Source organism: Fenollaria sporofastidiosus, from assembly GCF_943169635.2.
GTDB lineage: Bacteria > Bacillota > Clostridia > Tissierellales > Peptoniphilaceae > Fenollaria > Fenollaria sporofastidiosus.
In genome coordinates, this window is the sequence record NZ_OW968186.1 from 458,439 (window position 1) to 472,366 (window position 13,928).

At 39.5% G+C, this 13,928-nt stretch carries 10 protein-coding genes, 2 tRNA genes and 1 other RNA gene; 3 read left to right on the top strand and 10 right to left on the bottom strand.

The window, feature by feature from the left end:
• Positions 1–203 precede the first annotated feature (203 nt).
• Positions 204–280, top strand: a tRNA-Pro gene (locus KO172_RS02210).
• 798 nt (positions 281–1,078) lie between these two features.
• On the opposite strand, the gene ffs is transcribed toward KO172_RS02210, so the two are convergent.
• The 7 genes from ffs to KO172_RS02245 all read right to left on the bottom strand — a co-directional run bounded on the left by ffs (position 1,079) and on the right by KO172_RS02245 (position 8,965).
• Positions 1,079–1,346: signal recognition particle sRNA large type (gene ffs / locus KO172_RS02215), an RNA gene on the bottom strand.
• Positions 1,346–1,438: transfer RNA gene (locus KO172_RS02220), tRNA-Ser, on the bottom strand. Before KO172_RS02220 ends, ffs begins: the two co-directional genes overlap by 1 nt.
• A gap of 133 nt (positions 1,439–1,571) precedes the next feature.
• On the bottom strand, positions 1,572–2,534 hold the full coding sequence (locus tag KO172_RS02225; protein WP_215491940.1) for a copper amine oxidase N-terminal domain-containing protein: 963 nt from the start codon (positions 2,532–2,534) through the stop codon (positions 1,572–1,574).
• Between the two features lie 132 nt (positions 2,535–2,666).
• Positions 2,667–3,629, bottom strand: a complete 963-nt coding sequence (locus KO172_RS02230) for a copper amine oxidase N-terminal domain-containing protein (protein WP_215491940.1) — start codon at positions 3,627–3,629, stop codon at positions 2,667–2,669.
• 126 nt (positions 3,630–3,755) lie between these two features.
• On the bottom strand, positions 3,756–5,345 hold the full coding sequence (locus KO172_RS02235; protein WP_215491941.1) for a copper amine oxidase N-terminal domain-containing protein: 1,590 nt from the start codon (positions 5,343–5,345) through the stop codon (positions 3,756–3,758).
• Positions 5,346–5,555: 210 nt separating this feature from the next.
• A complete protein-coding gene (locus tag KO172_RS02240) occupies positions 5,556–8,756 on the bottom strand; it encodes a stalk domain-containing protein (RefSeq protein ID WP_215491942.1) in 3,201 nt (1,066 codons plus the stop codon).
• A gap of 83 nt (positions 8,757–8,839) precedes the next feature.
• Positions 8,840–8,965: a hypothetical protein gene (locus tag KO172_RS02245; protein ID WP_309557730.1), complete on the bottom strand. Its 126-nt coding sequence runs from the start codon at positions 8,963–8,965 to the stop codon at positions 8,840–8,842.
• 347 nt (positions 8,966–9,312) lie between these two features.
• Between KO172_RS02245 and KO172_RS02250 the strand changes: the two genes are divergently transcribed.
• Entirely contained in the window at positions 9,313–9,831 is a 519-nt protein-coding gene (locus tag KO172_RS02250) for an adenine phosphoribosyltransferase (RefSeq protein WP_215491943.1), read from the top strand.
• On the top strand, positions 9,824–10,642 hold the full coding sequence (locus KO172_RS02255; protein WP_215491944.1) for a tRNA 2-thiocytidine biosynthesis TtcA family protein: 819 nt from the start codon (positions 9,824–9,826) through the stop codon (positions 10,640–10,642). Before KO172_RS02250 ends, KO172_RS02255 begins: the two co-directional genes overlap by 8 nt.
• 131 nt (positions 10,643–10,773) lie before the next feature.
• Here the strand turns inward: KO172_RS02255 and KO172_RS02260 are convergent, their stop codons facing one another.
• The 3 genes from KO172_RS02260 to KO172_RS02270 all read right to left on the bottom strand — a co-directional run bounded on the left by KO172_RS02260 (position 10,774) and on the right by KO172_RS02270 (position 13,831).
• Entirely contained in the window at positions 10,774–10,941 is a 168-nt protein-coding gene (locus tag KO172_RS02260; protein ID WP_251320107.1) for an AbrB/MazE/SpoVT family DNA-binding domain-containing protein, read from the bottom strand.
• A gap of 698 nt (positions 10,942–11,639) precedes the next feature.
• Positions 11,640–12,470 (bottom strand): mechanosensitive ion channel family protein, encoded by an 831-nt coding sequence (locus tag KO172_RS02265; protein ID WP_215491945.1) that lies wholly within the window; start codon positions 12,468–12,470, stop codon positions 11,640–11,642.
• 77 nt (positions 12,471–12,547) lie between these two features.
• The gene (locus KO172_RS02270) at positions 12,548–13,831 is read right to left on the bottom strand and encodes an alpha/beta hydrolase (RefSeq protein WP_215491946.1); all 1,284 of its coding nucleotides are present in this window, start codon (positions 13,829–13,831) and stop codon (positions 12,548–12,550) included.
• Positions 13,832–13,928: the final 97 nt, after the last annotated feature.

Here is a 13,928-nt window from a genome sequence, read left to right on the forward strand (position 1 = left end):
CAAAAGAGATGCACTTTGTTAAAAAAGACGAAATTGTAACCAAGTTGAAACAAACGCAGCATATATTAGGAAAAAATAAATAATGTAAAAATCGAAGATAATAGAAGAAAAACAACAATAATTAAAGATATATCACGCAAAAAAGATATAACGGCGCTTGCAAGAATTTATATCAAAAGGTATAATAGGTAGGTAATATTCGGCGGGGTGTAGCGCAGTTTGGTAGCGCACGTGGTTTGGGACCATGGGGCCGGGAGTTCGAACCTTCTCACCCCGACCAAAGAAATTAGAGAGAGCATTTAGCTCTCTCTTTTTTTCTTTCGCATTCGATTTGCGCCTAAGGCTCGCGCGCTCACTTACTCCTTGCGGAGTACCCTTAGTACACCTCAGTCGTTCGTTCGTTATGCTGCGCCTTATCCAGCATAGCGTAAAGGTTCTTGTGCGTTAGGACAAGGTTCTTCATCGCTCTGCGAAATACGCGGAGTATTAATTGCATCTAATTCTAAATACATAAATTGATTGTAAAAACAAACGCAATCCATCATAGCGCAAAGAACCTCGTTAGCATTGACGAGGTTCTTCTTTTCATCACAAAAACGTTTTCTTCCATTGTAAAAAAGTATTAATATTGTTTATGTTGTTAATATAATTGACACTATACTTATTTTGATCAAATTACATATTTTATATCTAATAAATATTTATACACCAGAAAATTATTGCGTTCAAACGCTTGTCAAAAAATCTAATTATAGCAATCCATCGTAGTGCAAAGAACCTCGTTAGCATTGACGAGGTTCTTCTTTTCATCGCAAAATTATTCAGTGATATCAAATTTGTTGATTTAATTGTTTTTCTTAGCTGGATCAAAATACTATCACCTATCTCATCTATATACATATACGCGGGATTTTGCAAAGCAATTTGATGCATAGGACGAAGTGGAACGAGCGACCGACCGACATCGTACTAAGGGGTACGTTGAGGGAGGAAGCGAGCGAACAAGTTCTATGCGCAAATTGAATGCGAAATCCTAAGTAAAAAGGTCCAGCGTTTGCTGGACCTTTGTTTACTTATGTAGTGCACCCGACTTCGAAAATCACCTATAAGCGTTACCACAACAGACAGCTCCCGAACGGCACCCTCGCGGCACACACAGATACATATTTATCGCTGCTTCCGCCAGGACCTGACGAGGTTCATATGATCTATGTTGCGCAAGAACCCTTCGTTCAACACCTCTTATTGTGGGCAGACCCTACAGGAGACGCCCTCTGGTCGGGAATTCATTCCATATATAGCGGATTTATGGTTACAGGATGCCGCTACCTTCCCAACTAGCACGTGGCGGAGAGAAGGGGATTCGAACCCCTGATACGCTTAATCACGTATACCCGCTTTCCAGGCGAGCGCCTTCAACCAACTCAACCATCTCTCCACGCTGATTGTTCACAAAGTTTCTTAACTTGACTTAACTATTATAGTATAAAGCGGCCAGCTTGTCAAGTTCTTTATAGGCAAAAAAAGATCCGTGAGTATAGCCCACGGACCTTGTATATCTTTCTTATATATTATTGATTAATGGCTCTTGTAAGTGTTACTTGTTTAGTAGCTGCGTCCCATACTATGCCTTTGCCATCTTCTAGGCCAAGGGCTCTTGCGATGTTTGCAACTGCTAGCATAGTTCTGCCATTAACGATTTCTGGCTTAACGTCGCTTGTAGTTTCTATGCCATTAACGATGATCTTGTTTGTGTCAACAGGGATCTCAACCTTGTATTGACTGTCTTGAACTATGGCTGTTCTTGTCTCTCCTACCCACTCAACGCTTAAGCCAAGAGCTTCTGCAACGAATCTTAGTGGAAGCATAGTTCTACCGTTTTTAATGTAGGCTGCTGCGTCCATCTCAGTTTTGTTTTCTCCTGCAAGACTCACCTTGTTAATAGCCTTGGAGCCTATAGTGATAACGGCTCTAAGTTCATTATCTGCAAGTGGCGCAAGCTCTACTTTTTCTACTGGCTTTTCTTCAGTCTTTTCTACTTGCTTATCTAAAGCTAAGTCCTTTACATAGTCTTCCGCTAAAAAAGTGTAGTGTATAGACTTATTTCCGAACATCTCTTTAAGACCAGCTTGAATACCATCATAGACAAAGTCTGCCCACTTTGATGGTTTATCTGATGTATCATATGAAAACATCTTACCCTTTGGAAAATCATAACCAGCCTTAGGGATAAGCTCTATTGAGAACCTATATTCCCCGCCTGCATTAAATACCTCACCATGATATGGTGGTTTAAGTACCTTTCCTTCACCTGTCCAACATTCAAATTTAACATCAACTTCTCCTTCAAGAACCTTCACATCGACAGGCTTAATCTCCTTACCTATGCCATAAACATCTTTAAAGTTAGTTTCTATAACTACCTTATCAATCTCCTTAGTCTTAGCCACAAGCGTATTGTCCTTCATTGGCACAAGACCCACTAATAATACCAAAGCCATGGCGATGGCTAAAATATTTCTTATCTTTTTCATACTACTTCCTCCTTAATGTAGCTTTATTGAAGTTAGACTTCTGTCATCATTATACTTCATTAGCACATTTATTGCAACAGAAAAAAAGATCCGTGAGTATAGCCCACGGACCTTGTATATCTTTCTTATATATTATTGATTAATGGCTCTTGTAAGTGTTACTTGTTTAGTAGCTGCGTCCCATACTATGCCTTTGCCATCTTCTAGGCCAAGGGCTCTTGCGATGTTTGCAACTGCTAGCATAGTTCTGCCATTAACGATTTCTGGCTTAACGTCGCTTGTAGTTTCTATGCCATTAACGATGATCTTGTTTGTGTCAACAGGGATCTCAACCTTGTATTGACTGTCTTGAACTATGGCTGTTCTTGTCTCTCCTACCCACTCAACGCTTAAGCCAAGAGCTTCTGCAACGAATCTTAGTGGAAGCATAGTTCTACCGTTTTTAATGTATGCTGCTGCGTCCATCTCAGTTTTGTTTTCTCCTGCAAGACTCACCTTGTTAATAGCCTTGGAGCCTATAGTGATAACGGCTCTAAGTTCATTATCTGCAAGTGGCGCAAGCTCTACTTTTTCTACTGGCTTTTCTTCAGTCTTTTCTACTTGCTTATCTAAAGCTAAGTCCTTTACATAGTCTTCCGCTAAAAAAGTGTAGTGTATAGACTTATTTCCGAACATCTCTTTAAGACCAGCTTGAATACCATCATAGACAAAGTCTGCCCACTTTGATGGTTTATCTGATGTATCATATGAAAACATCTTACCCTTTGGAAAATCATAACCAGCCTTAGGGATAAGCTCTATTGAGAACCTATATTCCCCGCCTGCATTAAATACCTCACCATGATATGGTGGTTTAAGTACCTTTCCTTCACCTGTCCAACATTCAAATTTAACATCAACTTCTCCTTCAAGAACCTTCACATCGACAGGCTTAATCTCCTTACCTATGCCATAAACATCTTTAAAGTTAGTTTCTATAACTACCTTATCAATCTCCTTAGTCTTAGCCACAAGCGTATTGTCCTTCATTGGCACAAGACCCACTAATAATACCAAAGCCATGGCGATGGCTAAAATATTTCTTATCTTTTTCATACTACTTCCTCCTTAACGTAGCTTTATTGAAGTTACACTTCTGTCATCATTATACTTCATTAGCATATTTAATGCAATAGAAAAGATCCGCCAGGCGAACCCAGCGGACCCTTTAGGACTTTTAAATTATTTAGAGTAAATTTTTCTTACGAAAGTTACTTGTTGCTTTCCAGCATCCCAAGTAATGTCTTGACCATCTTGAAGGCCTAACATTCTAGCAATGTTTGCAACAGCAAGCATAGTTCTTCCGTTCTTCATTTCAGGTTTAACATCGTTAATATATGGTACAGAGTTGACGATCATCTTGTTAGTGTCAACAGGGATTTCAATTCTGTTTATACCGTCCCAAATAAGAACAGTTCTAGTTTCCTTAACCCAAGAAACTTGTAAGCCAAGAGCCTCAGCAACATATCTTATTGGAAGCATAGTTCTGCCGTCCTTAACATAAGCAGCAACGTCCATAGCCATGATGGATTGGCCACTCATGTCAGCCTTGTTAAGGATAGTTGAGCCGATAGTGATAACCGCCCTTGATTCAGATTTTAGAACAGGAGCCTTCTTTTCTTCCTCAGCCTTGTCATTTTCTTCCTCATCAGCTTTAGCTTGTCTTTCGTAGTAGTTAGACTTTTTGTTTCTGCGATATCTGTAATAATAATAGTCGTCATCATCGTAGTAACGTCTGTAAGTTCCAGTTCTGCTGTCGTAGTAATATCCGTCACGCCAGTAAGGAGCACTTGTAAATGTTACTGTAACTGTTACATTGCTCTCTGGCATTGTAAAGTCAGCCTTGTCATAGTAAGTGTAACTACGATCATAACGCCAATTATAATAATCATCATCGTCATATCTGTCATACCAGTAGATGAAATCATCATAATCATCCTCATCTACAGTGTAATTATTTAACCTACACCAATATTTGTAGTTACTAAAGCTACGTACAGTGCTGTTAGTGTCGTAGCACCAACGTCTGTAGTCGTAGAAGTTGTATCTGTAAGAGTACTTGTAGCCATATCTTCCGTACCAGTATGGATATTCATTGTAGTAGTTTTTGTATTCGAAATTTCTTAAATCAAGAACATGTCCAGATGCATCTGTTACTACAATACTGTCAACAACATAGCCACTGTTTGGATAAGCCTTTACAGTTACTGTTTGACCAACAACAGCTGGATTAACATTTACTTCTGCATATCCAAATGATGAATCTTTTATAATTATATTCTTTCTTGTTGCTGCATCTCTATTGTTTGCAGATAATCTATTAGTATCTGCAACTACTCTATCTAATACAGCCTTATCTTGAGCGCCTTCGATTGCAGCAGTTGCTACACGTTTTTCTTCTGCTGATAAATATGGGTCGTTAGAAACCTTTGTCTTAGCCGCTTCTTTTGCTGTTGTTTCTGCTTTTTTATCTTTAGTTTCTGCTTCGCTAGCTGCATTTTTTGCCTCATCTACAGTTTGAGCATCTCTAATTGTTCCTAGTGCACGATTCTTATCTTCTGTTGATAAATAAGTTAAAGAATCAACTTTTGTCTTAGCTTCTTCTTTAGCCTTTGCTACAGGGTCAACTGCTGGTGGTTGTTGTGGTGTTCCTGTATTAGTTTGTGCTGGAGTTTGAGTTCCTGTCTCCCCAGCAAATACATTCACAGGAGCGAAGCCTATAAGCATTACAAAGACTAATGCTATCGATAAAATATTTCTTATCTTTTTCATACTACTACCTCCTAATTGTAGATATAATTTAGAAAGTCCTATACCGTTCCTTCTTAACACTATTATACCCCTTTATCAAGAGATTTACAAGAGCTAATTACTCTATCTTGTTAAAATTTTTAATTTTTTCATAGATACACCACTAAGTCTAGTTGTATACATATAAAAAGGCCCACTGACAAGGCAGCGGACCTTCAATATAAATATTAACTATTTAACTTCAATGTTTCTTGTGATGCTTGCGCTCTTAGTGATAGGGTTCCAGAATATGTCCTTACCATCTTCAAGGCCAAGCGCCCTTCCAATGTTCGCAATCGGTAGCATAGTTCTGTTATTTCTCATCTCAGGCTTAACATCACTTAGAGTAGCAAGTCCATTAACAATAATCTTGTTAGTGTCAACAGGTATCTCGACTCTGTTTTCCTTATCCTTAATGATAACAGTTCTGCTTGCGTGGTTCCACTCTACATTAAAGCCTAAAGCTTCTGATACATATCTAACGCTAAGCATAGTTCTACCGTTCTTAATATATGGCGCGATATTCATCTTGACAACGTTCTTGATGTCGCCAATGTATTGAACAAGGTCGCTAGAGCCTTCAGTTAATATAGCCTTCAAAGCAACGAATTTTTTACTTTCCTTCTTTACTTCCTTTGCTTCAGCTTTTCTCTCAACTTTTCTTTCTTCTCTTTGAGGTCTATATACCCTCTCGTCGTCTCTGTAGCTTGGTCTGTATGAGTAAATGTCTCTAAATGTAACATCGATACTTACGTAGCTGTCAGGCATTACGAAAGTTTCACTGTCTATAGAGATGATTCTTTGTCTTGCATCCCTAACCACTATGCTATAAACTTCGTAGCCAGGGTCTGGTCTTGTGAATATACGAACCCACTCGCCCTCCTCAGCTGTTCTTGTTAATGTCCATGCGTCACCGTTGTATAGTCTGTCGAAGAAGATGCGGTATCCCTTTTCTGTTGGTCTTGGTGTTGGTGGGTTGATAGGTGTGTCCGCGTTCTTAGTCCACTTAGCATATAGTGTTATAGCTCTAGTTATAGGTGTATTAAAATCAAACTTATTTGTCAAAGTTGACTCAGTGAACCATCCGCCAAAAGTGTATCCTGCAGCACTTGGATCTTGTGGCTTAAATGCTTTTGCGTTTTCTTTTACAGTTTGAGCTGGTACTTGATTGCCTCTACCCATCATATTAAAGCTTACAGTAATTGGATTTGGGTTTGGATTTGGAGTTGGAGTTGGATGTTCTGGGTCTGGGTTTGGATCTGGGTCTTGATGTCCTGGGTCTGGATCATTGCCATGGTCTTCATCGTTATCGCCATGGTCTTCATCGCCACTACCAGTATTACCATGATCATCTTCTGATTCATTAGGCTTTAATTCCCACTTAGCATATAGTGTTATCGGCTCTGTTATATTTCCAATAAACTTATTTGTGCATTGGCTATCAGTATACCAGCCAACAAAATCATATTTTGTGTCATTCATGCCATCGATTCCTGGAACCTCAGAGTTCTTTGCTACATATTGCACTACAGTCGATGGACTAGCTCCGTGACCATTCTTAACAAATGTCACTTTAACAGTTTCTACCTCATCTTCTGTATCTGTTTCGACTTGTACAAATTCAATCTCAATCCTTACGTCACATGGAGGCATTTTGAATTTTCCGTCAATAACACTTATAGAATATTTTTCTCTATCGTCTTCATTCTCAGGACTTAAAGTTAAGGTATTAACTTTGTAACCTCTTGGTATATCGTACTTTAGTGTAACCTCATCATCTACTGTTGCCTTTTGTGATTTAATAGTTTGGTTGTCTTCTTTATTTATATACTTTACTTCATATATTATCTTTTTGAAACTTGCTGTTACTGTTACGTCACATGCTGGCATTAAAAATGAAGAGTCGCCTGTTAAAGATACATTTTCTCCATTGCTAGCTTTAACAGTTATTTTATCTATTTCATATCCTGGCTTTGCATTTACTTTTACAGAAACGCCACTGTAATATGTTGCTGTTTTTTGGCTCTCTTCAAAAGTTCCAAATTCTGATTCTGTATATTTAATTTTAAAATTTTTAGCCTTAGATAAAAATCTTACTGTTACGTCGCATGCTGGCATTATGAATTCATCATTTACTAAGTCGAAAGTTTCATTTTTCTCATTAAATACAATTATTTTATCTAACTCGCTAGTGTCATATAACTTGTATGATACTTTAACTTTAGTGCCTGGTGTTATTTTTTTATCTTTTCCGTCTGCTGTTTTGCATTTAAACCACTTAAATCCGCCGTTTGAGTTTGCAAATGTGTCAAATTCTGTCCTTGGTATTTCTGGTTCTGGATTAGCTACTAATTTCCATATAGCTGTTAGAACAAGATGTTGATCTGTTGTTCTTATTTCATCTCCTTCTTTTGCGTATAGAGTTTGTTCTCCAAGTTTGTAACTCCACTTATCAAACTCTTTATTCTTTGGAGCCTTAAATTTACAAGGTGGTGCTTTAAAAGTTGAGTTCTTAGGGGCAGAGCTATCATACATAATTCCAGATCCTTCGCCAGATCTAAATCCAACATTAATAGTTTCTGGAGTTATTTCTACAGGACATCTTCTAACTTTCAAATAATAAGTATATCCTTCGTCACCCTCTGCTGCTTTTACTTTTATAATAAATTTTTTAGTAATATATTCACCAATAGAGCTAGTAAATGATTTTCCACCTTCAACATCTTTAACTTCTAGTTTTTCATTTCCGCATGTAACTTCTATGTTTTGATTTGAATCTGGACATTCCATTAATACAACAACATCTGCAGAATTATTAACTAGCGTCACTTCATAACTATTTTCTAAAGTTGAAAATTTTGGTATATAGTCATAATAATCCCAATTAATACCACTTGACTCTTTACTTCCTACTTTAATATCTTTTAAATAAGGATTAGTTTTATCAGTCATATAAGTTGCTGTAGCTTTTACATCCGTGTCTTTAATTGTAATTGTTTTCTTTGCATCTCTACTTGATTTTATGTCTCCAAGACCTTCAAATTTCCACTTGAAAAATTGTTCTCCTCTAGCCGAACGATCTTCTGGTGTTAGGTGAACACCTTCGCCTTCAAAAACTCTTTTTAAACTAGTAGTACCATCTACTACTGTAACAGTATGAGCCTTGTTAGGATCTCCTCTTGTTACTTTTATTGTGTAGTTTTCTTTATATCTTTTATCTGCTGATGTAACTTCAATTACAAATACGTTTACACCTGCATTTAAATAATACTTCCAGGAAGTGTATCCAGGTCTGTATAAATCCTCTCCATCAACAAGCAATCTTAAGCTTTGATCTATATCAGCCTTTTCTGTCTCAATAACAATATATCTTCTGTCTTGGTCTAGTTGCAACTCATAATTTCTTGTATCTGAGTTGAAACTTGGTGTTAAGCTTACTACTTTTGTTTCGCTTTGGTAACCGTTTTGCGATTTAACTACAATACTTCCAAGCTTTGTACTTGACTTAAATGCACCCCCCCAGCAGCTATATTTGTCGGCATCAAGCCTACTAGCATCATAAGTGCTAATACCATCGAAAAGATCTTTCTAATCTTTTTCATAATATTCCTCCTTCTTCTTATATGATTTTATCACACTAAAATCTTCTTATTAATATTATACTTCTTTATAAGAACTTTTGCAAGCAATATAAGATATATCTTATGTAATTTTGTTATTTTCGTACTATGATAAAGTGGATAGTCACATCCCGCCTCTCCTATGCATAGCAGTCTCCTATATAACACCTCGCTTCATATATATTAGCTCGCCTCTCATATAGTACCTCGCTTCTTATATAGTACCTCGCCTCTCATATATTAGCCCCTTTACTATACCATTCGCCAAGATATACGAAAACGATTGCCATAATCAAGAATTAGTGATATAATACCCTTTGGGTGATAATATGGATTTAAAAAGCACTATTAGGGTAATCGAAGGCTTCCCAAAGGAAGGTATTTCTTTTAAGGACATAACAACTCTTTTGAAGGACAAGGACGCTTTCAGATGCGCTATCGATGAATTAGAAAAAAATATAGAGGGACTTGGCGCTGAGTACATCGTGGGTCCTGAGGCGAGGGGCTTTATGCTTGGCTGCGCTCTTAGCTACAAGATGGGTCTTGGCTTCATTCCTGTTAGAAAGAAGGGCAAGCTTCCTGCTGAGACTGAGTCTTTCTCGTATGAAAAGGAATATGGTACTGACACTATCGAGATTCACAAGGATGCGATTAAGCCGGGAACTAAGGTTGTTGTAATTGATGACCTTCTAGCAACTGGTGGCACTGTTGAGGCTGTGAAGAACCTTCTTGTGAAGATGGGTGCCGAGATTGTTGCGTTTGAATTTTTGATTGAACTTACTGATCTTAAGGGCCGCGACAAGCTTCATGGTTACAAGGTCGACTCTCTAATCACATATAATGTATAGCATTGACAAAAAAGGGATTGAGCGCTTCATCATCAAGAGCTACCGCAAGGAGTTGTGGAAGAAGTTTCTTAAGGCGATAAACGACTTTAATCTCATCGAAGAAGGCGACAAGGTTTTGGTCGCTATCAGTGGCGGCAAGGACTCGATCCTACTTGCGAAGATGTTTGAGGAGCTAAAGAAGCACTCGATCATTAACTTTGACGTGTGCTACGTGAGCATGGACCCCGGCTTTACTAAGGAGAACAGGGACAAGCTAGAGGAGCTTTGTAAGTTTTTAGGCATAGACTTAGAAGTTTTTGAGACGGACATATTTGAGGTGGCGGAGAAGCTTGCGGGTGACTACCCGTGTTACATGTGCGCTCGTATGCGCCGCGGTGCTTTGTATAGCAAGGCCAAGGAGCTTGGATGTAACAAGGTGGCTTTGGGTCACCATATGAATGATGTGGTTGAAACGACTCTTATGAATATGCTCTACGCTGGCACTTTCAAGACCATGCGCCCTATACTTGACAGCCAAAACTTCGAAGGTCTAAAGCTAATTAGGCCTATGTACTACATAAGGGAGGATGACATAAGACGCTGGCTCAAAAGGAGCGACCTTAAGGCTTTGGACTGCGCCTGCTCTGTTACGAAGAAGAGAAGTGGCAATATTCGCTACGAGATCAAGGACCTTGTAGCTGAGCTTATGGCGAAGAACGACATGGCGGAGAGAAACATTTTGAACAGCGCGATGAATATTAATCTTGACTCTTGCGTTGCGTGGGAGAAAGATGGGAAGAAGTATTTACTTGGCGAAGAAATAGATGAATAATATATAAGAAAATGGTCGGATTGCTCCGACCATTTTCTTGTTTATATTATTTCTCCTTGTTTTACCATAGCTCATTACCCTTTGTTTCGCCCCAATCAATTTCTTCACTCTTGTAATTACCTTTGTATCCATCAAAAAGCTCTACTATGCTTTTTTCTTTTATTATGCTTTTGTATGATAATCTTGTCTTTGTCCTTGCTTATTGAAAGCTCGTCGTTTTCACTCCAACCAAGTTCATCTAGTAAAACTTTAGGAAGTCTTATACCTTGACTGTTGCCCCACTTTTGTAAAGTAATCATAGAATACACCTCCATATATATTTTTTTATTCACTTTGTCAATATTTAATCTTTTTACTCTGGAAGATAGTCAAAGCATGGGACTTCGCACATCGAAAAGATAGTTCCACCAGAGCTTAGTTCACCAAATTGACAATTGCACATCGAAAAGATAGTTCCACCAGAGCTTAGTTCACCAAATTGACAATTGCACATCGAAAAGATAGTTCCACCAGAGCTTAGTTCACCAAATTGACAATTGCACATCGAAAATTGTTTTCCTTCGCTTGCTGGTCTACGAAAACTGATAATTTCTAAGCTTACACATCAAAAAGATAGTTCCACGCAGCTTAGTTCACCAAATTGACAATTGCTAAGCTTGTCCGACTATAAATCCATATTCGTTCCGCTACGCTCCACTAGATGGATTTATGGCCGTCGTCCTACGCAAAGCAATTGAAGCAATTTGTCTCAATGCGCTGCTTTTGGAACATATCTTTTCTCACTAAAACAGTTTTCTCCGAATGCTGCGCTCGTGAATAACAATTTTCTCACTAAAATGCTTCGTATTTATATTGATTAAGAAAGGCGCTGCTTTTGGAACATATCTTTTCTCACTATTGAGATATTATAAAAGCGAACAAGCGTAAGGCGCAATTTGAAGAACCTCGACCTAACGGTCGAGAACCTTGGTGCTTAGCACGAACGCGATGGCTATAACTATTTATCAATTACAATGCTCTTATCTAGCACCCTAATATTATTTTCATTTAAAACACCTAAAGCAACGCTTCTCATCACTCTCTCCACTCTCCACTGCTCACCAGGTATAGTCTTGGCAGCGCAAGTAATCACTATACCACTAGATGCAAAGTCGGTGATGCCCCACACGCTCACATCCTCGATCACGGCGTGGTCGTCGTTAACTGGCTTTAGCGCCTCGGTCAAAAGATCTACTGCCTTCTTCGCGTCTGCATCGTAGGCTATCGGCACGTTGATCAGCGCTCTTTGTATGTTCTTGTTCCTGTTAGTAACGACTCTGATCTCGCCATTAGGCACAACGTGCAACTCGCCGTTGTAGTCGCGTATAGTCGTTGTGCGCAGGCTTATCCTCTCAACTATACCTGTTTTGCCCGCAACTGTGATGTCGTCGCCAATCACGAAGCTATCTTCAAGCATAAGAAAGATGCCGCTGATTATGTCCTCAACAAGACTCTTGGCCCCGAAGGAGATTGCGATACCGCCTATCCCAGCTGTTGTGATGATGGCTGAGGTGTTGACTCCGAATATCCTTAAAGCTGACAGAAACCAGGTAAATATTATAATGATCGTAACGAAGCTCTTCATAACGCTAAGGACTGTCTTAACTCTCTTCGCGTCGATGGCTCTGAGCTTGTCGTACTTCTTTCTTGCAAGCCTTGCGATGATTATACCTATAACCTTTATCACGACTATGGCGATGACTAGGTACAAGGCTGCTAGCGCTACTCTGCCAAGTGTGTTAAGGCCTCCTGCTTCATTCATTAGATGCAATTTTAATTTATCAAACATGCTATCCCTCCCAATATACCTTTATTATACCACAAAGATGAAAAAAAGTGGACATCTCGCCCACTTCTCTTAGATATCTATCTATCTTTCAAAAAATTACACATAATTTCAAGAGCCTTGATGTTCATAAGTATGCCCATGTGTGTGCCCTTCATTACCTTGAACCTCTTTCTTGTGTCAGCATCCATCTCCTCAAGCCTTAGCCCCATGCATGCAGAGTAAAGTGGCACTTGTCCGTCGCCTTCCTTAGTAAGCATCGCCTTTAATACAAGACTTCCGTCTTCGTCCTTTCTGTAGCAGCCTGAAACTTGCGTTGTGATGCCTTCCCCCACTATGAACATGGACTTGTCGCGCTTAAGTAAGTTTACATGACCCGAGAAGCTTTTGTACCTTCTGTAGCTCTTTGCATTTTTTGTAAAGCGGTCAAAGCGTGTCTTGCCGAGGTAGTCCTTCATGCGAGACTCTACATCTTTCACGCTGACATTTGCCGACGCAGCCTTTCTGTGCAGCGCCTCAAGCATATCATCGTAGCTTTTGTACTTCTTCGAAGCCAAATCGTCAAAGGCCTTCTCGTCTGTAATCCATTGGTATGGGTAGGCCTTCAGCATCTTATCCGTTGGATATAGCTCCACAAGTCCCTCGTAGTCCTCAACAACCTCTTGGTCTATGCCAAAGAGCTTCTCCAAGACGATGTCCGCAACGCCGCCTAAAATATTGCCACTGCTCATCTCGTTGTAGGCATGCGGCGCTCCCTCATACGGCGTACAAAAAGATATATACTTTTCGACTCTGTGCGAGTGTTCGTGCATATAGTGGGCGCTCACAAGGCCTCCCATGCTGTGCGCAACTATATCGACCTTGCCCCTCGCTCCTGCAACGCTCTTGATGAACTCCGCAAGCTTCTCGCTAGTAACTGTGTTTGACTTACGCCAATCGTAGGAGAAAAGGTAGATGGGTCTTTTCGGAAAATTAATTATAAGCGCGTTAAAAAGCATCGCATACGACGCGCCAGGTCCTGTGTGCCTATCGAAGATCTTCGCATACCTAAGGTCGCCCTCTTGCAGACCATAAGCCTCGTTTTTGATGTTAAGGTCCCTGTTTAGCTCTTCTTTGTCATAGTTTAAGGGTAGCCACAGCCTCTTTGCCTGAGCCTCCTTCTCGCGCGCAATCATGCCGACCTTGCGCTCTTCTTCGCCAACTAGAGCCTCGTCTATACTAAAGAGCTCACTACCAATGATGCCTGGTATGAAGATGATGGGTCTACCACAGTCTTCACTTGCAGCGTCCTCTCCTTGCACCATGTTATCGACGGCGTGCTTTGCCTTTTCTATAGTCTTAATAATGTCTTTTATCTTTTTCATAATACACCTCTTATGTAAGATAATTATAACACATATGCTTATGGTTTTGCTAAAATAATTATTGTCACAAATGGACAATTATTAAGTAGTTCCACTT